18 protein-coding genes are annotated in these 21712 nt (G+C 60.9%); 6 read left to right on the top strand and 12 right to left on the bottom strand.

The window, feature by feature from the left end; all coding sequences use genetic code 11:
* Positions 1-201 precede the first annotated feature (201 nt).
* On the top strand, positions 202-810 hold the full coding sequence (gene lexA / locus AD659_RS10100; RefSeq protein WP_003199651.1) for a transcriptional repressor LexA: 609 nt from the start codon (positions 202-204) through the stop codon (positions 808-810).
* Between the two features lie 10 nt (positions 811-820).
* The gene (sulA, locus tag AD659_RS10095; protein WP_053120724.1) at positions 821-1294 is read left to right on the top strand and encodes an SOS-induced cell division inhibitor SulA; all 474 of its coding nucleotides are present in this window, start codon (positions 821-823) and stop codon (positions 1292-1294) included.
* A 70-nt stretch (positions 1295-1364) separates the two neighbouring features.
* Here sulA and AD659_RS29185 read toward each other — a convergent pair whose 3' ends face one another.
* The 7 genes from AD659_RS29185 to AD659_RS10060 form a co-directional block, all read right to left on the bottom strand.
* The gene (locus tag AD659_RS29185) at positions 1365-1598 is read right to left on the bottom strand and encodes a hypothetical protein (RefSeq protein ID WP_003183419.1); all 234 of its coding nucleotides are present in this window, start codon (positions 1596-1598) and stop codon (positions 1365-1367) included.
* 106 nt (positions 1599-1704) lie between these two features.
* A complete protein-coding gene (locus AD659_RS10085; RefSeq protein WP_053120722.1) occupies positions 1705-2229 on the bottom strand; it encodes a DUF6586 family protein in 525 nt (174 codons plus the stop codon).
* A 234-nt stretch (positions 2230-2463) separates the two neighbouring features.
* On the bottom strand, positions 2464-5076 hold the full coding sequence (gene topA, locus AD659_RS10080) for a type I DNA topoisomerase (RefSeq protein ID WP_053120720.1): 2613 nt from the start codon (positions 5074-5076) through the stop codon (positions 2464-2466).
* A 115-nt stretch (positions 5077-5191) separates the two neighbouring features.
* A complete protein-coding gene (locus AD659_RS10075) occupies positions 5192-5428 on the bottom strand; it encodes a DUF1653 domain-containing protein (protein WP_041020099.1) in 237 nt (78 codons plus the stop codon).
* 110 nt (positions 5429-5538) lie between these two features.
* Positions 5539-6714, bottom strand: a complete 1176-nt coding sequence (fadA, locus tag AD659_RS10070; RefSeq protein WP_053120718.1) for an acetyl-CoA C-acyltransferase FadA — start codon at positions 6712-6714, stop codon at positions 5539-5541.
* Between the two features lie 30 nt (positions 6715-6744).
* Complete coding sequence (fadB, locus tag AD659_RS10065) at positions 6745-8892, bottom strand: fatty acid oxidation complex subunit alpha FadB (RefSeq protein WP_053120716.1); 2148 nt, start codon at positions 8890-8892, stop codon at positions 6745-6747.
* 607 nt (positions 8893-9499) lie between these two features.
* Complete coding sequence (locus AD659_RS10060; RefSeq protein ID WP_053120714.1) at positions 9500-9937, bottom strand: hypothetical protein; 438 nt, start codon at positions 9935-9937, stop codon at positions 9500-9502.
* Positions 9938-10038: 101 nt separating this feature from the next.
* On the opposite strand from AD659_RS10060, the gene AD659_RS10055 reads away from it, so the two are divergent.
* Positions 10039-10479 carry a universal stress protein gene (locus AD659_RS10055; protein ID WP_053120712.1) on the top strand — a complete coding sequence of 147 codons (441 nt, stop codon included), beginning with the start codon at positions 10039-10041 and terminating at the stop codon, positions 10477-10479.
* 61 nt (positions 10480-10540) lie between these two features.
* On the opposite strand, the gene AD659_RS10050 is transcribed toward AD659_RS10055, so the two are convergent.
* Positions 10541-12460, bottom strand: a complete 1920-nt coding sequence (locus AD659_RS10050; protein WP_053120710.1) for an ATP-binding cassette domain-containing protein — start codon at positions 12458-12460, stop codon at positions 10541-10543.
* A gap of 214 nt (positions 12461-12674) precedes the next feature.
* Between AD659_RS10050 and AD659_RS10045 the strand changes: the two genes are divergently transcribed.
* Entirely contained in the window at positions 12675-14603 is a 1929-nt protein-coding gene (locus tag AD659_RS10045; protein ID WP_053120708.1) for a transglycosylase SLT domain-containing protein, read from the top strand.
* A gap of 209 nt (positions 14604-14812) precedes the next feature.
* On the opposite strand, the gene AD659_RS10040 is transcribed toward AD659_RS10045, so the two are convergent.
* Positions 14813-16585 carry an ABC transporter transmembrane domain-containing protein gene (locus tag AD659_RS10040; protein ID WP_053120707.1) on the bottom strand — a complete coding sequence of 591 codons (1773 nt, stop codon included), beginning with the start codon at positions 16583-16585 and terminating at the stop codon, positions 14813-14815.
* Positions 16586-16843: 258 nt separating this feature from the next.
* On the opposite strand from AD659_RS10040, the gene AD659_RS10035 reads away from it, so the two are divergent.
* Positions 16844-17023, top strand: coding sequence for a PA1571 family protein (locus tag AD659_RS10035; RefSeq protein ID WP_053120705.1), 180 nt, complete (start codon positions 16844-16846; stop codon positions 17021-17023).
* A gap of 207 nt (positions 17024-17230) precedes the next feature.
* On the opposite strand, the gene pdxB is transcribed toward AD659_RS10035, so the two are convergent.
* Positions 17231-18373 (bottom strand): 4-phosphoerythronate dehydrogenase PdxB, encoded by a 1143-nt coding sequence (gene pdxB / locus AD659_RS10030; protein WP_053120703.1) that lies wholly within the window; start codon positions 18371-18373, stop codon positions 17231-17233.
* 292 nt (positions 18374-18665) lie between these two features.
* Here pdxB and AD659_RS10025 point away from each other — a divergent pair, with 292 nt between their 5' ends.
* Positions 18666-20069: an MATE family efflux transporter gene (locus tag AD659_RS10025; RefSeq protein ID WP_053120701.1), complete on the top strand. Its 1404-nt coding sequence runs from the start codon at positions 18666-18668 to the stop codon at positions 20067-20069.
* On the opposite strand, the gene tusA is transcribed toward AD659_RS10025, so the two are convergent.
* The gene (gene tusA, locus AD659_RS10020; protein WP_003183455.1) at positions 20066-20317 is read right to left on the bottom strand and encodes a sulfurtransferase TusA; all 252 of its coding nucleotides are present in this window, start codon (positions 20315-20317) and stop codon (positions 20066-20068) included. The genes AD659_RS10025 and tusA overlap by 4 nt on opposite strands.
* Before the next feature lie 248 nt (positions 20318-20565).
* Positions 20566-21639 (bottom strand): 23S rRNA (cytidine(2498)-2'-O)-methyltransferase RlmM, encoded by a 1074-nt coding sequence (gene rlmM, locus AD659_RS10015; RefSeq protein WP_053120699.1) that lies wholly within the window; start codon positions 21637-21639, stop codon positions 20566-20568.
* Between the last annotated feature and the right edge of the window lie 73 nt (positions 21640-21712).

Here is a 21712-nt window from a genome sequence, read left to right as displayed (position 1 = left end):
TCAGCCTAGGGGTTGTCAAGCCTGCCGGGGCGTTTTGCGAACGCCTGGTCACGTATTTAACCACACCTTTTCGCAGGCGGTAGCCCTGCCCAATCCAACAAGCCGACCGACCGTCCAGCGGCCTTTGAAAAAAGGAGGATTGCCAAGCGGCGTCCACTGTATATAATCCCAGTCACTGTATAAAAAGACAGAGCGATCAATATGCTAAAGCTGACGCCACGCCAAGCAGAGATTCTGGCCTTCATCAAACGCTGCCTCGAAGACAACGGATACCCGCCGACCCGTGCGGAAATCGCCCAGGAACTGGGTTTCAAGTCGCCCAATGCGGCTGAAGAACACCTCAAGGCGCTGGCGCGCAAGGGCGCGATCGAAATGACCCCGGGTGCATCCCGTGGCATTCGCATCCCCGGCTTCGAAGCCAAGGCCGACGAAACCACCCTGCCGATCATCGGCCGGGTCGCGGCAGGCGCACCGATCCTCGCCCAGCAGCATGTCGAGGAATCCTGCAACATCAACCCTTCGTTCTTCCATCCCCGTGCCGATTACCTGCTTCGTGTACACGGCATGAGCATGAAGGACATCGGCATCTTCGACGGTGACCTCCTGGCCGTCCACACCACTCGCGAGGCCCGCAATGGCCAGATTGTCGTGGCACGCATCGGCGACGAGGTGACCGTCAAGCGCTTCAAGCGCGACGGCAGCAAGGTCTGGCTCATTGCCGAGAACCCGGAGTTCGCCCCCATCGAAGTGAACCTGAAAGATCAGGATCTGGTCATCGAAGGCTTGAGTGTCGGCGTCATTCGCCGCTAAAGGAGGCTTTATGCAGTTCCCTCACACACCACAACACACACAACTTCCGCTGTTCGAGGCATTCATGGCCCAACCGCTGGTTCCAGTCCTGAAAGAGGTCATCGAGTCGCCCTGGGGCATCGAACCCGAGGCTTTCAGCGAACTGTCGTTACGTGGTGCGGCCGGAAACTGCCTGAACCTGCTGGCTCCGATTCTGCGAGAACTCAGCCAGGACCAGGATGCTCGCTGGTTGACGCTGATCGCACCACCAGCCAGCGTCACCCAGGCCTGGCTGCGGGATGCGGGACTGAATCGCGAACGCATCCTGTTGTTGCAGCCACGGGGCACCCAAAGCGCCCAACAGTTGACCTGCGAAGCCTTGCGCCTGGGCCGCAGCCACACCGTGGTCAGCTGGCTCAATCCGCTGACCGCGACAGCACGGCAACAACTGATCAGCGCCGCCCGCACTGGGGACGCACAGAGCCTGAATATTCGATTGGGCTAGGACAAACATGGGCTTCTCCAAGGTAGAGAAGCCGGACAGTCACACTATCCAAAAAAGCCGACAGACGGGATCAATGAAGAACCCGCGGCCCCTCTTCCTTGTTGAATTCGCCTTCAACCAGGCGACCGGCCATCTGGACGCCCACGCTCAGCATCGCCTTGGCGACTTCGACGTGTTGGCCTTGGAGGAACACCTTGGCATCTTCGGAGAAGTTCAGGGTAACCAGAGAACCCTCGTCCTCAGCCCTGCGCAGCTCGATGCGGCCATCAGGAAGTTCGACAATTTCTAGAAAGGACGTAGGCATAAAAGTCTGTTCTCCACGAAAGGCGAGGATTATATAGTCATCGGCCAGGCTCCGCTCGGGATCTTGACCAAGCGTTATCAACGAACGTAACGAGCCGAAGGGAAACTCAGCACTCGTTCAACCCCTCACGAAAGCGTATCGCCAAGCTCTTGAGGTTCTGGCGCCAGCTCTCCAACTCCTCACGGCTCAACTCCTGCTCAGGTTCTTGTTCGTCCAGATTGACCGCCACGATCAACGGCTGGGTCACGTCCCCCTTGGGCTTGCGCGGGGCTCGTGGCGGTTCGAACAGCGCCGCATGGGCTGCCAATAGCTTCGCCAGCCAGGTTTCCGGGTTGTGTGCCAGTTCGACCATTTCGGCCATTTCCGGAATGGCAATGGTTTCCAGCACTTCGCGGGTCAACAGCAGCTCGGCCCGTGGCGCATTCGCTTGTGGCAGGCGATAGAAACCGGCGATTTCATGGCACAACCCCAACAACGCACCGTATAGGTGAAACAGCGCGGACTCACGTCCTGCCTGGAGCAGCGCCGGGGAATTCATCGCACGCCCGTCTTCGGCCCGGGTGAGCGCTTCGAGCGACAAACCGGCGAAATAAATCTTCTGATTGGTGCGGGTATAGAGTTCGTGGGCCATGGCGGCATCTCCCCAACGAAATGAAAACTTCACGCAAGTGTGACAGTGTCGTGGATCAACCAAGGCCACTGCAAGCCAAAAACAAAAAGGCCGCATGAAAACCCATGGGTTGTCATGCGGCCTTTTGTTCAGTGGGGACAACTGCGTCCGAAACGTCAGAGCGTCCCAGCGGGAGCAAGCTCCCTCGCCACAGGGAACCTCGCTTAGCCCCTATCTTCAAACAAACACTATCAATCAGCGCTTGTCTTCAACCGTCCACTTACCGCCGTCGTAGTAGGCTTTCCAGCCGGTCGGCTTGCCGTCCACTTCGGTCTGCACGTACTGCTCCTTGGTCTTGCGGCTGTAGCGAATGACCGCCGGACGCCCTTCCGGATCCTTCTGTGGTGCTTCACAGAGGAAATGGTACTTCGGATCGATTTCGTTCTTGTGCGGCACGATCTCCATCACCAATGGCGCACGGGTCTCACGGTTTTTCGGGAACTGGCTGGCCGCCAGGAACAGGCCGGAGGCGCCGTCGCGCAGGATGTAGGTGTCGTTGACCTTCTCGCACTTGAGCTCAGGCATCTTCACCGGGTCCATCTTCGGCGGCGCTGCGTCACCGCTCTTGAGCAGTTTGCGGGTGTTCTTGCAGGTCGGGTTGGTGCAACCGAAGAACTTGCCGAAACGGCCGGTCTTGAGCTGCATTTCGCTGCCACACTTGTCGCATTCCAGGCTCGGACCTTCGTAGCCCTTGATGCGATAAGTACCCTCTTCAATCTCGTAGCCGGCACAGTCCGGGTTGTTACCGCAGATGTGCAGCTTGCGCTTCTCATCCAACAGGTAGGCATCCATCGCCGTGCTGCAGATCGGGCAACGATGCTTGCCGCGCAGCACCAGGGATTCCGACTCGCCCTCGTCGTCCGCAGCGATTTCGTCGCCTGGCACCAGGTTGACCGTGGCCTTGCAGCGCTCCTTGGGTGGCAGGCTGTAGCCCGAGCAACCGAGGAACACGCCGGTCGAGGCGGTACGGATTTGCATCGGACGCCCACAAGTCAGGCACGGGATGTCGGTCATGACCGGCTGGTTGGCGCGCATGCCGCTGTCAGGGCTTTCGGCCACTTCGAGTTTTTTCTTGAAGTCGCCGTAGAACTCGTCGAGGACGTTTTTCCAGTCGCGCTCGCCCTGGGCCACATCGTCGAGGTTCTCTTCCATGCCGGCGGTGAAGCCGTAGTCCATCAGGTTCGAGAAGCTCTCGGACAGACGCTCGGTGACGATGTCACCCATCTTTTCCGAATAGAAACGACGGTTGTGCAACGCCACATAACCGCGGTCCTGGATCGTGGAAATGATGGCGGCGTAGGTCGAAGGACGGCCGATGCCGCGCTTTTCCATTTCCTTGACCAGACTGGCTTCGGAGTAACGGGCCGGCGGCTTGGTGAAGTGCTGGGTCGGATCAAGCTTGATCAGCTTCATCACGTCGCCCTGGGCCATGTCCGGCAGGACGTCGTCATCCCCAGGCTTGGTGATTTGCGGCATGACGCGGGTGTAACCGTCGAACTTCAGGATGCGGCCCTTGGCACGCAGCTCGAAGTCGCCAGCACCGACGCTGACCGTGGTCGACAGGTATTGTGCCGGCAGCATCTGGCAGGCCAGGAATTGGCGCCAGATCAGCTCGTAGAGACGCTCGGCATCGCGCTCCATGCCCGACAGTTTGCTTGGCTCGGTATTGGCATCGGACGGACGAATCGCTTCGTGAGCTTCCTGCGCGCCTTCCTTGCTGCTGTAGACGTTCGGCGTCTCCGGCAGGTACTTCTTGCCGAACTCGCTTTCTATATAAGTGCGCGCCATCGTCACGGCATCGGCCGACAGGTTGGTCGAGTCGGTACGCATATAGGTGATGTAGCCGGCTTCATACAGACGTTGGGCCATCATCATGGTTTTCTTCACGCCAAAGCCCAGGCGATTGCTCGCGGCCTGCTGCAACGTGGAGGTGATGAACGGCGCCGACGGCTTGCTGCTGGTCGGCTTGTCTTCGCGCTTGACGATGCTGTAGCTGGAAGCCTTGAGCTTCTCCAGTGCAGCCATGGCCTGGGCTTCGTTGAGCGGCTTGAAGGCTTCACCCTTCTCGCGGGCCACGTCGAAGCGCACAGTCGCGCCCTTGGCCGTGCCGAGGTCGGCATGGACTTCCCAGTACTCTTCAGGGATGAACGCCCGGATCTCGCGCTCGCGCTCCACCACCAGCTTCACGGCGACCGACTGCACACGCCCGGCCGACAGGCCACGGGCGATCTTGGCCCACAGCAGCGGCGAGACCATGTAGCCCACCACGCGGTCGAGGAAGCGCCGCGCCTGCTGGGCGTTGACCCGGTCGATATCCAGCTCGCCCGGCTGGGAGAAGGCTTCCTGGATGGCCTTCTTGGTAATTTCGTTGAACACCACGCGCTTGTAGCGGCTGTCATCCCCACCAATGGCTTCGCGCAGGTGCCAGGCAATGGCTTCCCCTTCGCGGTCCAAGTCCGTCGCGAGATAGATGGTGTCGGCATCCTTGGCGAGCCGACGCAGCTCTTCGATGACCTTTTCCTTGCCCGGGAGGATCTCGTACTTGGCTTTCCAGCCGTGTTCCGGATCGACCCCCATGCGTGAGACCAGCTGCTTGCGCGCCTTGTCTTTCGGCGACAGCGCCGGCGCTTCACCGGCAGCAGCCTTGCCGCGCTTGGCGACTGGCTCCTTGCTGGCGCTAGCCGAACCGCTGGTGGGCAGGTCTCGGATATGGCCGATACTCGACTTCACCACGTATTGGTTGCCCAGATACTTGTTGATGGTCTTGGCCTTAGCCGGGGATTCCACAATGACCAGCGATTTGCCCATGGATCAGAAAATTCCTGAATTCTAAAAAGTGAAAGGCGGTTGGCGCCTGACGCGGCACCGCTATATATAGTGGCTGCAAGGTGAGGTCAAGCGCAGGGTCACCCGCATGCCGGCCTCAAGGCTTGGGAAAAATGCTTTCCTCGGCCTGCACCAAAGCAAAGCGTGGCACCTGTTCGCCGTCAACCTCGACGGACTCCTGGAACATGCTCAAGGGACGCACCCAAAAGCCGTAATCGCCATACAGGGCTTGATAGAAGACCACTTCTTCCTCGGTCTCGGAATGCCGCGCGATGCTGAATACGCGGTACTGCGGACCTTTGTAATGCTGGTAGAGCCCAGGTTGTATCGGCATGCTTTGGCCCTCACTCAAATTTTTTCAAAATAAAAACAAAATCTTTTTTTTACCAAACCCGAAAAAACAAAAACCGGGGCACTTGGCCCCGGCTTCCGTCGACGCAACGCTTAGACGCGTTCGAAGACAGTGGCGATGCCCTGGCCGAGGCCAATGCACATGGTCGACACACCGAAGGTGCCGCCATTCTGCTTCATGACGTTGAGCAGCGTGCCGGAGATACGTGCACCGGAGCAACCGAACGGGTGACCCAGGGCGATCGCGCCGCCGTGCAGGTTAACCTTCTCGTTCATCTTGTCGAGCACTTTCAAATCTTTCAGCACCGGCAGGGCCTGTGCGGCGAAAGCTTCGTTGAGCTCGAAGAAGTCGATATCGGCGATACTCAGGCCTGCACGCTTCAGGGCTTTCTGCGTGGCCGGTACTGGACCATAGCCCATGATCGCCGGGTCCACACCCGCCACGGCCATCGAACGAATCACCGCCATCGGCTGGATACCCAGGTCCTGGGCACGCTGGGCCGACATCACGATCATGCACGAGGCACCGTCGGTGATCTGCGACGAAGTACCGGCTGTCACGGTGCCGCCCTTCGGATTGAAGGCCGGCTTGAGGGCCGCCAGGCTTTCCAGGGTGGTTTCCGGACGAATGGTTTCGTCGTAGTCGAACAGCTTCAGGAAGCCGTTCTCGTCATAGCCCTGCATCGGGATGATCTCGTCCTTGAACTTGCCTTCCACGGTCGCCTTGTGGGCGAGCTGGTGGGAGCGCACGCCAAAGGCGTCCTGCTGCTCGCGGCTGATGCCGTGCATTTTGCCCAGCATTTCCGCGGTCAGGCCCATCATGCCCGAGGCCTTGGCCGCGTACAGCGACATGTGCGGGTTCGGATCGACACCGTGCATCATGCTCACGTGGCCCATGTGCTCAACCCCACCGACCACGAATACATCACCGTTGCCGGTCATGATCGCCTGGGCGGCGGTGTGCAGCGCGCTCATGGACGAACCGCACAGGCGGCTGACGGTCTGGCCGGCCGCTGTGTGAGGAATCTGGGTCATCAGCGAGGCCATGCGGGCGATGTTCCAGCCCTGCTCCAGGGTCTGGTTCACACAGCCCCAGATCACATCTTCGACTTCGTTGGGGTCGACCTTGACGTTGCGTTCCAGCAGCTTGCTGATCAGGTGCGCCGACATGTCTTCGGCGCGGGTGTTGCGGTGCATGCCGCCCTTGGAGCGGCCCATCGGCGTACGACCGAAGTCGACGATCACGACGTCTCTAGGATTCAAGCTCATAAATGTTCTCTCGCTCTAGTCGTTGGGCGCTTAACCGAAGAAACGCTGGCCATTCTTGGCCATTTCACGCAGCTTCGCGGTCGGGTGGTACAGCGCGCCCAGATCAGCGTACTGGTCAGCCAGGGCAACGAACTCGGCCACACCGATCGAATCGATGTAACGCAGCGCACCGCCACGGAATGGAGGGAAACCGATACCGTAGACCAGACCCATGTCGGCTTCGGCGGCGGTTTCGACAATGCCGTCTTCCAGGCAACGCACGGTTTCGAGGCACAGCGGGATCATCATCCAGTTGATGATGTCCTCGTCGGTGACTTCGCGCTGCTCGTAGACGATCGGCTTGAGCACTTCCAGCACCGACGAGTCGGCGATTTTCTTCTGCTTGCCGCGCTTGTCGGTCTCGTAGGCGTAGAAGCCTTTGCCGTTCTTCTGGCCCAGGCGCTTGGCTTCGTAGAGCACGTCGACGGCCGAACGACGGTCGTCTTTCATGCGGTCCGGAAAGCCTTCAGCCATGACATCGCGACCGTGGTGGCCAGTGTCGATGCCGACCACGTCCATCAAGTACGCCGGGCCCATCGGCCAGCCGAATTTTTCCATGATCTTGTCGATGCGCACGAAGTCCACACCGGCGCTGACCAGCTTGGCGAAACCGCCGAAATACGGGAACAGCACGCGATTGACCAGGAAGCCCGGGCAATCGTTGACGACAATCGGGTTTTTGCCCATTTTCTTGGCGTAGGCCACGGTGGTGGCAACCGCCAGCTCGCTGGACTTCTCGCCACGGATCACTTCCACCAGCGGCATCATGTGCACTGGGTTGAAGAAGTGCATGCCGACGAAGTTCTCCGGACGCTTGAGGGCCTTGGCCAGCAGCGAAATGGAGATGGTCGAGGTGTTCGAGGCGAGGATGGTGTCCTCCTTGACCTTGTCTTCGACTTCAGCCAGTACCGCCTGCTTGACCTTCGGGTTCTCGACAACCGCTTCGACCACCAGGTCGACATGGCCGAAATCGCCGTAGGACAGGGTCGGACGAATGCCGTTGAGCACTTCGGCCATCTTAGCCGCGGTCATGCGACCCTTGTCGACACGACCGACCAGCAGCTTGGCGGCTTCGGCCAGGCCCTGCTCGATCCCGTGTTCGTTGATGTCTTTCATCAGGATCGGCGTGCCTTTGGACGCCGACTGGTAGGCGATGCCGCCACCCATGATGCCGGCGCCGAGCACGGCGGCCTGCTTCACGTCACGGGCGATTTCGTCGTAGGCCTTGGCCTTTTTCTTCAGTTCCTGGTCGTTGAGGAACAGACCGATCAGGCTTTGCGCAGCCGAGGTCTTGGCCAGTTTGACGAAACCGGCGGCTTCGACTTCCAGGGCCTTGTCACGGCCGAAGTTCGCGGCTTTCTGGATGGTCTTGATCGCTTCGACCGGCGCCGGGTAGTTCGGGCCTGCCTGACCTGCCACGAAACCCTTGGCGGTTTCGAAGGCCATCATTTGTTCGATGGCATTGAGCTTGAGCTTTTCCAGCTTCGGCTGACGCTTGGCCTTGTAGTCGAACTCGCCGCTGATGGCGCGCTTGATGGTTTCAAGGGCTGCTTCCTGGAGCTTGCCAGGTTCGACCACAGCATCCACGGCACCGACTTTCAGCGCATCTTCGGCACGGTTTTCCTTGCCGGCGGCAATCCACTCGATGGCATTGTCGGCACCGATCAGGCGCGGCAGGCGCACGGTGCCGCCGAAGCCCGGGTAGATGCCCAGCTTGACTTCCGGCAGGCCGATCTTGGCCGTGGTGGACATGACGCGGTAATCCGCCGCCAGGCACATTTCCAGGCCGCCACCCAGGGCGATGCCGTTGATAGCCACGACGGTCGGTACGTTGAGGTCTTCGAAGTCGCTGAAAATACGGTTGGCTTCGAGGTTGCCAGCGATCAGTTCGGCATCGGGCAGCTTGAAGTTGTCGACGAATTCTGTGATGTCGGCACCGACGATGAACACGTCCTTGCCGCTGCTGACGATCACACCCTTGATCGAAGCATCTGCCTTGATAGTGTCTACGGCCTGACGCAATTCATTCAGGGTTAGACGGTTGAACTTGTTGACGGACTCACCCTTGAGGTCGAATTTCAGTTCGACGATGCCACTTTCAAGAGCCTTAACCGTGATGGCTTTACCTTCGTAAATCATCAACTGATCTCCACGATATGGAAGCTGAACAGTACACGTTGAACGCTGACCGCAGGTGTGGCACTGACGTTACCGTCGATGCTACGCCAATCCGCCAGGCACACCCGCCAACGCGATAGTCGGGGTCTGTAGGAGCAGTCTGAAAATACAAACGCTCAATTCATACGCCCGTTTGATTTGGGTACGTCACCTTCACGGAATTTCCGACAATTGTCAATCGCCCTAAACACAGGCGTGAACGCGACTTTACGGTCATTTCCGTACCGTACGGATCCGTAACACGGCGCCGCATGTGCAGCTATTCATAGAATCAATCATTAGAAAAATCGCCCTAATTCCAGACATATCGGATCCAGTCGACTACGCTGTCGGGAGCGCGATTGAAATTTGCGAAACGAAGGGCGTAACGAACGCACGCCCTGACACGAGATGGATTACCGGCCTGCCTGGCCAACCCGCCCGATGAGACTGTCGGGCTTTTTTATGCCAGTAGGAGCTGCCGAAGGCTGCGATCTTTTGATCTTTTGATCTTTCACTTGAGACTCAATGGCCTGGGTGAAGATCGCAGCCTCGCTTCGCTCGACAGCTCCTACGCAGCAAAAATCGCTCAGGCCAGCGCCTTGAGTGTGCTGGCAATGTCCTGCAAAACAATGGCTTCGCCTTTTTCGCCCCAGTACAAGGCGATCATTTGCCGGTCGGCTTCAACTTTGTAGACGTTGGTCGGCAATTTTTCGAAATGATCGAGCAGGGACTCATCCAGGCAGACTTCCCGCCACTGATTGACCCAGATGCCCGGCGCCGTTTGCCAGTAGCTCCAACAGGCCGGCTGGCTGCCTCGCCGAGGCCGATAGTACTGGGCACAGGGGCTTGGCGGCTGCTGGCCGAGCCAGTGCGGCCATTCCTGTGGCGCCAGTTGCATGGCCAGGCCCAGGCGTCGCGCCTCCATGCGCAGAGCCATGCGACCGCTCTGTACACGAGATGGACGCAACCATGCCAATGGACTTAACACCACCAACAGGATTGACAGCACTATCCAGACCGTCATATTCGTACTCCCCGATTCTGATGAGCCATTGACCCAGATCGCCGTCAATGCGCTTGAAACCAGCCATACTTACCGTATCGCAATTCTCTGGAGTGCCTTCCATGTACTACAACCACATTCTGGCCGCCGTTGACCTCACTGAAGAATGCGATCCGGTCGTCAAGCGCGCCCTCGCCCTTTGCGAAGGCCGCGACACCCAGCTGTCGCTGGTGCACATCGTCGAACCGATGGCCATGGCCTTTGGCGGCGACGTGCCCATGGACCTTTCCCAGTTGCAGCAGCAGCAATTCGACCAGGCCAAGGAACGCCTTGACCGACTGATCGTGAAATACCCGGCCCTGAAGAAGGAGTTCAGCCACCTGACCTACGGCCAGCCGCGCCAGGAGATCCATCACCTGGCCAAGGAACAGGGTTGCGACCTGATTGTCGTCGGCAGCCATGGTCGCCATGGCCTGGCGCTTTTGCTGGGCTCGACCGCCAATGATGTGCTGCATGGCGCGCCTTGCGATGTGCTGGCGGTGCATTTGGTCAAGCGCACATAAAACCCTGACCTTGTGGGAGCGAGCTCGCTCCCACAGGGACCGGGATTTCTATCTCAAAGGATCAAGCGTCCAGCTCAGCCCAACGCTCGACCAGTGCGTCCAGCTCTGCCTGCAACTGCTCCAACTGCGCGATGACCTTGGCGGTTTCGGCAGCAGGTCGCTGGTAGAAGCCGGCGTCAGCCATCTCGGCCTCCACGGCAGCGATCTGCTGTTCCTTCGCGTCGATATCGCCCGGCAGCGCCTCCAGCTCGCGCTGCAGCTTGTAGCTGAGTTTCTTCTTGGCCGGTGCCGGGGCCGCCGCGGCAGCTACCGGGGCTGGCTCGGCCTTGACCACGGCCGAATTCAGGTCGGCCTTGCCGGACTTGCTTTCGGTGACCCCCAGCAGACGCGGCGAACCGCCTTGGCGCAGCCAGTCCTGATAGCCACCGACGTACTCGCGAACCAGGCCTTCGCCTTCGAACACCAAGGTGCTGGTGACCACGTTGTCGAGGAATGCCCGGTCGTGACTGACCATCAGGACGGTGCCGTTGAAGGTCAGCAGCACCTCTTCCAGCAATTCCAGGGTTTCCACGTCCAGGTCGTTGGTCGGCTCGTCGAGCACCAGCAGGTTCGCCGGCTTGCTGAACAGCTTGGCCAGCAAGAGACGGGCGCGCTCACCGCCCGACAGCGCCTTGACTGGCGTACGGGCACGCTGGGGGCTGAACAGGAAGTCGCCGAGGTAGCTCAGCACATGGCGGCTCTGGCCATCGATGTCGATGAAATCGCGGCCTTCGGCCACGTTGTCGATCACGGTCTTTTCCAGGTCCAGTTGATGACGCAACTGGTCAAAGTAGGCGACGTCGATCTTCGTGCCTTCTTCCACCTTGCCGCTGGTCGGCACCAGGCCACCGAGCATCAGCTTGAGCAGAGTGGTCTTGCCGGTACCGTTGGCGCCCAGCAGGCCGATGCGATCGCCACGTTGCAGGACCATGGAGAAGTCCTTGACCAGGAACGGGCCGCCTGGATGGGCGAAACTGACGCTCTCCAGCACCATGACCTGCTTGCCGGACTTGTCGGCCGTTTCCAGCTGGATGTTGGCCTTGCCGGTACGCTCACGGCGTTCGCTGCGCTCAACGCGCAGGGCCTTGAGGGCCCGTACACGACCTTCGTTACGGGTGCGACGGGCCTTGATGCCCTGGCGAATCCAGACTTCTTCCTGGGCCAGGCGCTTGTCGAACAGCGCGTTGGCGGTTTCTTCCGCCGCCAGCACCGCTTCCTTGTGCACCAGGAAGCTGGCGTAGTCGCCGTTCCAGTCGATCAAGCCGCCGCGGTCCAGTTCAAGGATGCGCGTCGCCAGGTTTTGCAGGAAGGAACGGTCGTGGGTGATGAACAGCACCGCCCCCTGGAAATCTTTCAGGGCTTCTTCAAGCCAGGCGATGGCGCCGATGTCCAGGTGGTTGGTCGGTTCGTCGAGCAGCAGCAGGTCCGGTTCGGAGACCAGGGCCTGGGCCAGCAGGACGCGGCGACGCCAACCGCCGGACAACTCGGCGAGGGTCTTGTCGGCCGGCAATTGCAGGCGGCTCAGGGTGCTGTCGACCAGTTGCTGCAGGCGCCAGCCGTCTCGGGCCTCAAGGTCGTGCTGCACGTGCATCAACTTGTCCAGGTCGGCATCGGTGACGATGTTCTGGCTCAGGTGGTGATACTCGGCCAACAGCGCGCCGACACCGTCCAGGCCTTCGGCGACCACGTCGAACACGGTCCGCTCGTCGGCTACCGGCAATTCCTGGGGCAATTCGCCGATCTTCAGGCCTGGCGCACGCCAGACCGAGCCGTCGTCGGGCTTTTGATCGCCCTTGACCAGCTTCATCATGCTGGACTTGCCAGTGCCGTTGCGGCCGATGATGCACACCCGCTCACCACGGGCGATCTGCCAGGACACCTTGTCCAACAACGGCATAGCGCCGAAAGCAAGGGACACATCGCTGAATTTGAGCAGGGTCATGAGCTTCTCCAAAAACCGGGCGCGCATTCTACCTGAGATGAGCACTCAGGGGTCCGCCAATTTCGCTACTGAAGCACTCTGCATAACAAATGTTGCGAAGCTTGCACCGACGGCCCCGCAAAGCTTTCGCCGGCTGCTGGCAAAAGGCTAAGCTACAGACAGTTACCCTGGGTTAACCCTTGGGCTTGTCATGTTTTTTCTGCTCGGACGTCTCATGCGCAGTCGCCTTTTCAGTGTTTTATCGTGTCTTTTTGTATGTGCCACTGCCGTTCAATCCGCTCAGGCGGTGGATATCTCCACTCAGCGCCAATATTACAACGAGGCCAAACGGGCCTTGGCCAAGGGTGATTCCGGCCCTTACTTTCGGTACAGCCAGGCCCTGCGCGATTACCCGCTGGAACCGTACCTGGCCTATGACGAACTGACCGCTCGCCTCAAGAGCGCCAGCAACGCCGAAATCGAGAAATTCCTCGCCGAGCACGGTGACCTGCCCCAGGCCAACTGGATGAAGCTGCGCTGGCTGCGTTGGCTGACCGAGCGCGGCGACTGGGAAACTTTCGTCAAATATTACGACCCCAAACTCAACTTCACCGAACTGGACTGCCTCAACGCTCAGTATCAGCTCAACCATGGCCTGAAGGCTGAGGGCTACGCCAACACTGAAAAGCTGTGGCTCACTGGCAAGTCCCAGCCCCAGGCCTGTGATGCGTTGTTCGGCCTGTGGGCATCCCAGGGCCAGTTGACCGAGCAGAAACGCTGGGAGCGCACCAAGCTGGCCGCCCAGGCGCGCAATTATCCCCTGGCCAACAGCCTGGTCAGTGGCCTGACCACCCTCGCCCCCCGTGGCAAGTTGCTGGTGGATGTGGCGCAAAAGCCCGAACTGCTCAACCAGCCTTCGCGCTTCACCCCGGCCGATGAACCGATGTCCGATATTGTCAGCCTCGGCCTGCGTCGCCTGGCCCGCCAGGACCCGGAAAAAGCCATGGCACTGTTGGACGGCTACGCCAGCACCATGCATTTTTCCCGGGATGAAAAAGTCGCGATTGCCCGGGAAATCGGCCTGACCCTGGCCAAGCGCTTCGACAGCCGCGCCCTCGATGTGATGACAAAATACGACCCGGAGCTGCGCGACGACACCGTTTCGGAGTGGCGTCTGCGCCTGCTGTTGCGCCTGGCCCGTTGGGACGATGCCTATCAATTGACCCGCCGCCTGCCCGAGTCATTGGCCAGCACCAACCGCTGGCGCTACTGGCAAGCCCGCACACTGGAGCTGGCGCAGCCGCAGAACCCCGAGGCCCTGGCGCTCTACAAGCATCTGGCCCGTGAGCGGGACTTCTATGGCTTCCTGGCTGCCGACCGCTCTCAGTCGCCGTATTCCCTCGTCAACAAACCACTGGTCATGAGCCAGGCGCTGATCAATAAGGTGCGCAACACGCCCGGCGTGCGGCGGGCACTGGAGTTTCATGCCCGCGGGGACATCGTCGACGGACGCCGCGAGTGGTATCACGTCAGCCGGCATTTCAACCGGGACGAGATGGTCGCCCAGGCGAAACTGGCCTACGACTTGAAATGGTATTTCCCGGCCATTCGCACCATCAGCCAGGCCAAGTACTGGGACGACCTGGACATCCGCTTCCCGATGGCCCACCGCGACACCCTGGTGCGCGAAGCCAAGATCCGCGGCTTGCATCCAAGCTGGGCATTCGCCATTACCCGGCAGGAAAGTGCGTTCATGGATGATGCCCGCTCCAGCGTCGGCGCCGCCGGCCTTATGCAACTGATGCCCGGCACCGCCAAGGAAACCGCGCGCAAGTTCAGCATTCCCCTGGCCTCACCCCAACAGGTGTTGAACCCGGACAAGAACATCCAATTGGGCGCGGCCTACCTGAGCCAGGTTCACAGCCAGTTCAATGGCAACCGCGTCCTCGCCTCGGCGGCCTACAACGCCGGCCCCGGTCGCGTGCGCCAGTGGCTGCGCGGCGCCGACCACTTGAGCTTCGACGTCTGGGTCGAAAGCATTCCTTTCGACGAAACCCGCCAATACGTGCAGAACGTGTTGTCTTACTCGGTGATCTACGGCCAGAAACTCAACTCGCCGCAACCGCTGGTGGACTGGCATGAGCGGTATTTCGATGATCAGTGAGTATTAGCGAGGCGCTGTTCCTGAGAAGAAAAAAATGCCCGCATCGAAGGATGCGGGCATTTTTTTTGGTCGGTTACTTGGTCGGTTGCTGGACCTTGTGGGAGCGAGCTTGCTCGCGATGGCGTCGGCACCTTCAACGTGGATGCAAACTGACCCACCGCTATCGCGAGCAAGCTCGCTCCCACAGGGGATTCGTGTGGACGCTGCGCTCAGTCGGCTGCCGACTCCAAGCCAACGTTGAACTGCAACGCCGCCAACCGCGCATACAGCGCATTGCTGGCGACCAGCTCCTGGTGAGTACCTACGGCAACCACCTGGCCCTGGTCCATCACCGCGATCCGGTCGGCATTTTTCACCGTGGCCAAACGGTGGGCAATGACCAGGGTGGTGCGATTTTTCATCAGACTGGGCAAGGCTTGCTGGATCAGGTGTTCGCTTTGCGCGTCCAGGGCACTGGTAGCCTCGTCCAGCAGCAGGATCGGGGCATCCACCAGCAACGCTCGGGCGATGGCCAAGCGTTGGCGCTGGCCGCCGGATAACCCCAGGCCGCCGTCGCCCAAGTGAGTCTGGTAGCCGTCGGGCATTTTCTCGATGAAGTCGTGGGCATGGGCGATCTGCGCAGCCTCGCGCACCTGTTCGGACGTCGCTTGCGGATTGCCGTAGCGGATGTTCTCTTCGACCGTGCCAAAAAACAGCGCGGGGTTTTGGGAAACCAGGGCGAAGTGACGGCGCAGGTCCAGCGGATCGAGATGAGTCAACGGCACGTCGTCGATCAGGATCTGCCCTTGCACCGGATCATAGAAACGCAGCAGTAAATCGTAGACCGTCGACTTGCCCGCACCGGAAGGCCCGACCAGGGCCAGGGTCTCGCCGGCCTTGACGCTCAGGTCGAGACCGTCGACCGCGTAACTGTCCGGCCGGGACGGATAGGAAAACCGCACGCCGTCGAGGCGCAAATCACCGCGAACCCGCTCAGGCAAGGTCACAAGGCCCGAAGCCGGCGGCTGGATGATATTTTCCGAACGCAGCAACTCGGCAATGCGCTCTGCCGCACCGGCCGCCCGTTGCAGCTCGCCGATCACCTCGCTCAGGGTCCCGAAGGCACTGCCGACGATCAGGCTGTAGAACACGAACGCCGCCAGCTCGCCGCCGGAAATCCGCCCGGCGATCACATCCATGCCACCGACCCAGAGCATCACCCCCACCGCCCCCAGCACCAGCACGATCACCAGGGTAATCAGCCAGGCCCGCTGGGCGATGCGCTTGCGCGCGGTGTCGAAAGCCTGCTCCACCGTCACGGAAAAACGCTGTTCGTCCTGGACCTGGTGGTTGTAGGCCTGCACGGTCTTGATCTGGCCGAGGGTTTCGGAGACGTAGCTGCCAACGTCAGCAACACGGTCCTGGCTCTCACGCGACAAGCTGCGCACTCGCCGACCAAAGATCAGGATCGGCGCCAATACCAACGGCAAGGCAATTACCACGATGCTGGTCAGCTTGGGATTGGTGATGAACAGCAGCACGATGCCGCCCACCACCATCAAGGCGTTGCGCAAAAACAACGACAGCGACGAACCGATCACCGATTGCAGCAAGGTCGTGTCAGTGGTCAGCCGTGACTGGATTTCCGAACTGCGGTTGTTTTCGTAGAAGCCTGGGTGCAAGTACACCAGATGGTTGAAGACCTGCCGCCGGATATCGGCTACCACCCGCTCGCCGATCCAGGACACCAGGTAAAAACGCGCAAACGTGCCGATCGCCAGCCCCACCACCAGCACCATGAACAGGCCAATGGACTGATTGAGCAGATGCGGTGAACGGGTCATGAAGCCCTGGTCCACCAGCAAGCGAATGCCTTGGCCCATGGACAAGGTAATGCCGGCAGTGACAATCAAGGCCAGCAAAGCGCCGGCGACTTGTTTGCGATAAGGGGCGATGAAGCCGCTGGCCAGGCGCATGGCACGGCGATGTCGGGAAGAAAGCATCAAAGGCGTCCGATAATGCAGCAGGAAAAGGCCGGCCCCGCGCCGTCGAAACGCAGCGGAACCAAGTTGAATCAGAATGAGTCAGGTTAAATATGACCACTACGACTAGCGGCTAGATGTTATCGGTCTAAAGTCTGGCTGGAAACGCAACTGTGTTTCTGATTGAGTGGTGGTGTCGCCATGAACCTACAAGGAGTGTCATGGCTCGGTCACCTGGCGGCATTAAAGTAGGCACACAACCTGATGAGGAGACAGGCCATGTCCTTGCTACACAGCAGCGACGACAAGATTCAAGTAATCCGCACGCAACCGGACCAGTCTCTGGGCTGCTCGTTCATCGATGAACAAGGGCGCGAAGTACCGATCACCGAAGACATGATCCGCAAAGCCTGCAGCGAGCTGGAAAAACGACTGGTCAAGCCTGCCGAACAAAAGTGATACAGCCCGTCTCGATTGGACCCGACCTTGATGTCGGGTTTTTTATGCCTGCTGATTTTGCAGGCTCTTGTGGTGAGGCTCTTGTGGCGAGGGAGCTTGCTCCCGCTCGGCTGCGAAGCAGTCGTCGCTTTTTGGAATCCAAAAGGCATTAGGGTCGCTTCGCAACCCAGCGGGAGCAAGCTCCCTCGCCACAAGAGCACTCCACGCTCAAGTGGTAGTGGCGCCCAGCGCCGTCACGATCTGTTGCAGGGCCGCTGATTGCCCTTCGATACGCACCTTCAAGCTGTCGATTTCCCGTCGTGGCGGATAATGCTTGCGCAAGGCATCGAACGCGCGGCGTTGCTCGTCGACGGTGCCCACCAGGCTGCGGCGGAAATTCGCGTCGTCGCCACGGGGGTCGTACACGCTCCGGCACAGCGCCGCCAAGGCCCAAGCCGGGTCGGTTTCGGCGTCCAGGGTGACGCCACCCAGCCACGGCCGAGGCAACAGGTCGCTGAGGCTGACTTCAGCCGGCTGTTCCAGGAACGCGCACAAAGCCTGGTAGATCTGGGCCGTGCCACGCTGGCGGCCATCGAGGCTGTAGCCGGCGATGTGCGGCGTGGCGATCACGCATAAGTCGGCCAGGTCCACATCCACGGTAGGCTCTTGTTCCCAGACATCCAGCACCGCCTGCAGGTCTTCACGCTCCAGCAACACCTCGCGCAGCGCGGCGTTATCGATCACCGGGCCGCGGGCCGCATTGATCAGCCAGGTGCCGGGCTTGAGCTGGTTCAAGCGTGCTTCGTCGAACAGGTGCCAGGTCGGTTGCTCGCCGTCGCGGGTCAACGGGGTGTGCAGGCTGATCACATCGCACTGCTCGATGATCTGCTCCAGGCTCACATAATCGCCGCCCTCGGCGGTCTGGCGCGGCGGATCGCAGACCTTCACGGCCCAGCCCAGCCCCTTGAGCACCTCGATCAACCGCCCACCCACCTGGCCCGCGCCGACCACGCCGAAGGTTCGCTGCTCCAGCGCCGCACCTTCGATTTCCGCCAGGGTCATCAGGCTGCCCAGCACGTAGTCCACCACGCCACGGGCGTTGCAGCCAGGTGCACTGGCCCAGCGGATGCCGGCCTCGGCCAGATAGTCCAGGTCCAGGTGATCGGTACCGATGGTACACGTGCCGACGAAGCGTACCTTGCTGCCCTCCAGCAGGGCCCGATTGACCTGGCTGACCGAACGCACCAGCAGCACATCGGCGTGCTCGACCATCGTCCGGTCGATCCCCCGGCCCGGCACCCGGCGGATTTCGCCGAACCCTTGGAAAAACGCATCAAGCAGGGGAATGTTTTCGTCGGCGACGATCAGCATGGCAGAGCTCCTTTGGCGGGAGGGGCAGTGTAGGCGTTCCTCGCCTCGATGGGCCAGCCCATTGCTTCAGTGAACGCGTTTGTGGCGAGGGAGCTTGCTCCCGCTCGGGTGCGAAGCAGCCGCCAGCTTTTTGGGCCTGCTTCGCAGTCCAGCGGGAGCAAGCTTCCTCGCCACAGAAACTGCCCGGGCAAACGTTGACGATTACAAATCCACAACACAGGTTTTTTCCTGACCACTGCGTCAAGGCGTAGAATTCGCCGCCTTGCGCTAATTTTTCTCGGACGCTTCGCCTGTGAATCCTGTCATCGACTCTCCTGCCACCCTCTCCCGCCCGGCCCGGGTTCGCCTGGAATTGAAAACCTTGCTGGCCCTGGCCTTGCCGATCATGGTGGCGCAACTCGCGACCACCGCCATGGGCTTTGTCGACGCGGTGATGGCCGGCCGGGTCGGCCCACGGGACTTGGCGGCAGTGGCCCTGGGCAACTCGATCTGGGTGCCGGTGTTCCTGTTGATGACCGGCACGCTGCTGGCGACCACGCCAAAAGTGGCCCAGCGCTTCGGTGCCAGTACGTTCGATGAAATCGGGCCGTTGGTGCGCCAGGCGCTGTGGCTGGCGTTGGTGGTGGGGTTGCTCGCGACCTTGGCGCTGTTCAGCGCCGAGCCGATCCTGCACATCATGAAGGTCGATCCCGAATTGATTGGCCCGTGCATGGAATACCTGCGGGGCATCGGCACGGGCCTGCCGGCCGTGGCGCTGTATCACGTGCTGCGCTGCTTCAGCGACGGCCTGGGTCGCACGCGACCGGCGATGGTGCTCGGGCTGTGCGGACTGGCGCTGAACATTCCACTCAATTACATCTTCATCTATGGGCACCTGGGGGTACCCGCCATGGGTGGCGTCGGGTGCGGCTGGGCCACGGCCATCGTAATGTGGGTCATGGCCCTGGGCATGGCCGGTTGGGCCCGTTGGGCGCCGGCCTATCAGTCGAGTCGGTTGTTCAGCCGTTTCGACTGGCCGCAATGGACCGTGATCAAGCGCCTGCTGGGCATCGGTCTGCCGATTGGCATCGCGGTGTTCGCCGAGTCGAGTATTTTCGCGGTGATTGCGCTGCTGATCGGCAGCCTCGGTGCCACGGTGGTGGCCGGGCACCAGATCGCGCTGAACTTCAGCTCCCTGGTGTTCATGATTCCCTACTCCCTGGGCATGGCCGTCACAGTACGGGTCGGCCAGGCCCTGGGCCGTCGCCAGCCCCGTGAAGCGCGTTTCGCCGCCGGGGTGGGCATGGGCACGGCACTGGCCTACGCCTGCCTCTCGGCAAGCTTGATGTTCGCACTGCGCGGGCCTATCGCGGCAATCTATACCGCCGACCCGGTGGTGATCGAAGTGGCGTCGATGCTGATCGTCTACGCGGCGCTGTTCCAGTTTTCCGATGCGATCCAGGTCACGGCGGCAGGCGCATTGCGCGGCTACCAGGACACCCGGGTGACGATGATCCTGACCCTGTTCGCCTATTGGGGCATCGGCCTGCCGGTGGGCTACGCCCTGGGCCTGACCGACTGGCTCGGCGCAGCCAGCGGCCCGAGCGGATTGTGGCAAGGCCTGATCGTGGGCTTGAGCTGCGCGGCGCTGATGCTGTCGATCCGCCTGGCACGCAGCGCGCGCAAGCAGATCCGCCTCAGCCGTTCGACGGATTAAGCGAGTTTCTTGCGGATCCAGTAGAGGTAAGTGCCGGCCTCTTCCTGCTGGGCCACCAGTTCGTGGTCCAGGAACACGCAGAACTTGGGGATGTCGCGGCGAGTCGAAGGGTCGGTGGCGATGACTTTCAGCAGGCCACCGGGGGCCAGGTCGCGGATGTGCTGGTGCAGCATCATCACCGGTTCCGGGCAATTGAGGCCCGTGGCATCCAGCGTGCCATCGACCGGCGTGTCGTTCATTTCACTCATGTTCTACTCCTGAAACTGGCCGGCATTGTCGCGCAATGTCGGCGCGCTTAACAGAGGTGCATCACCCCCCTGTGGCGAGGGAGCTTGCTCCCGCTCGGCTGCGCTGTAGGAGCTGTCGAGCGAAGCGAGGCTGCGATCTTTCCATTGGCGCTTGAGTTCCAAGTAAAAAATCAAAAGATCGCAGGCTTCGCCAGCTCCTACACCGCCCAGCGGGAGCAATCTCTGGCCACAAAAGCTCGCTACATGCTTCAGCGGGACTTCGGCTTCTTGGTGTCCAGCCGCCGCAGATGGCACGTCACTTCCTCGCGGTCGTGGTACAGCTGCTTGCAACCGATCTCGACCTTGATACCTCGATCCTTGAAACCCTCGGCGATGCGTTCGAGCAGGCGTTTCACCTCGGCGTAGCGCTGCTTCATCGGCAGTTTGAGGTTGACCACGGCCTCGCGGCAATGCCCTTCGCCAATCCACTCTTCCAGCATCGCCGCGTTGCGCGCGGGCTTTTCGACGATGTCGCAGACCATCCAGTCCACCGGCTGCTTGGGCTTGAACGTGAAGCCGTCCGCCATCAGGTGTTGCACCAGGCCGGTGTCCATCAGGCTTTCAGCCATCGGGCCGTTGTCGATCGCCGTCACCAGCATGCCGCGGTTGACCAGTTGCCAGGTCCAACCGCCCGGCGCGGCGCCGAGATCGACGCCGGTCATGTCACTGTGCAGGCGCTCGTCCCATTGGTCCCGGGGGATGAAATGGTGCCAGGCTTCCTCGAGCTTGAGAGTCGAGCGGCTCGGCGCCTCCCGGGGGAACTTCAGACGGGGGATACCCATCGGCCACATCGCCGAATTATCCGCATCCGCCAGGCCCAGGAACACCTCGCGGCCACTCTTGAAGGTCAGCAGCAGGCGTGGCTTGCGCGGATCGTCCACGAGCTTGCCGGCTCCGCTCAACGCCTTGCGCAGCGGGCCTTCGAATTTCTTGCAGAAATTCGACAGTTCCTTGCCGTCATTGGTATCGACCACCTCCAGCCACAGGCTGCCGCAGGTCGGGAAAGCCGACATGTGGGCCAGGATGACGCTGATACGGTCGGTTTCCGGCAACTCGATGAACGTGCCACGGGCCCACTGGCGCGGAAAAATCAGCTCGGCAAAACGCTGCCCACGCATCAGCCGCTCGGCGCCGTCCTCTTCCGTGCAGACAAATTCGGCGCAGGCACTGGCCGGTTTGGCCTTGGCGTAGCCGGCTACGTTGAGCCGAGCCGCATGTTCGGCGACCTCGGAACAGACCTCGCCTTCGAAGCCCGGCCGGCAGTGCATAAAAAGCGTGTTCATTGAAACTCCGTAGCAAAGCCTGTCACGAAAACCGCCGCATGATAGCGGAGTTCGGAACCGCGAACCTTGCAAT

The sequence above is a fragment of the Pseudomonas thivervalensis genome (genome assembly GCF_001269655.1).
GTDB classification, from domain to species: domain Bacteria; phylum Pseudomonadota; class Gammaproteobacteria; order Pseudomonadales; family Pseudomonadaceae; genus Aquipseudomonas; species Aquipseudomonas thivervalensis.
Note: the sequence above shows the minus strand (reverse complement) of the source record. Positions and strands in the feature narration are given on the sequence as shown.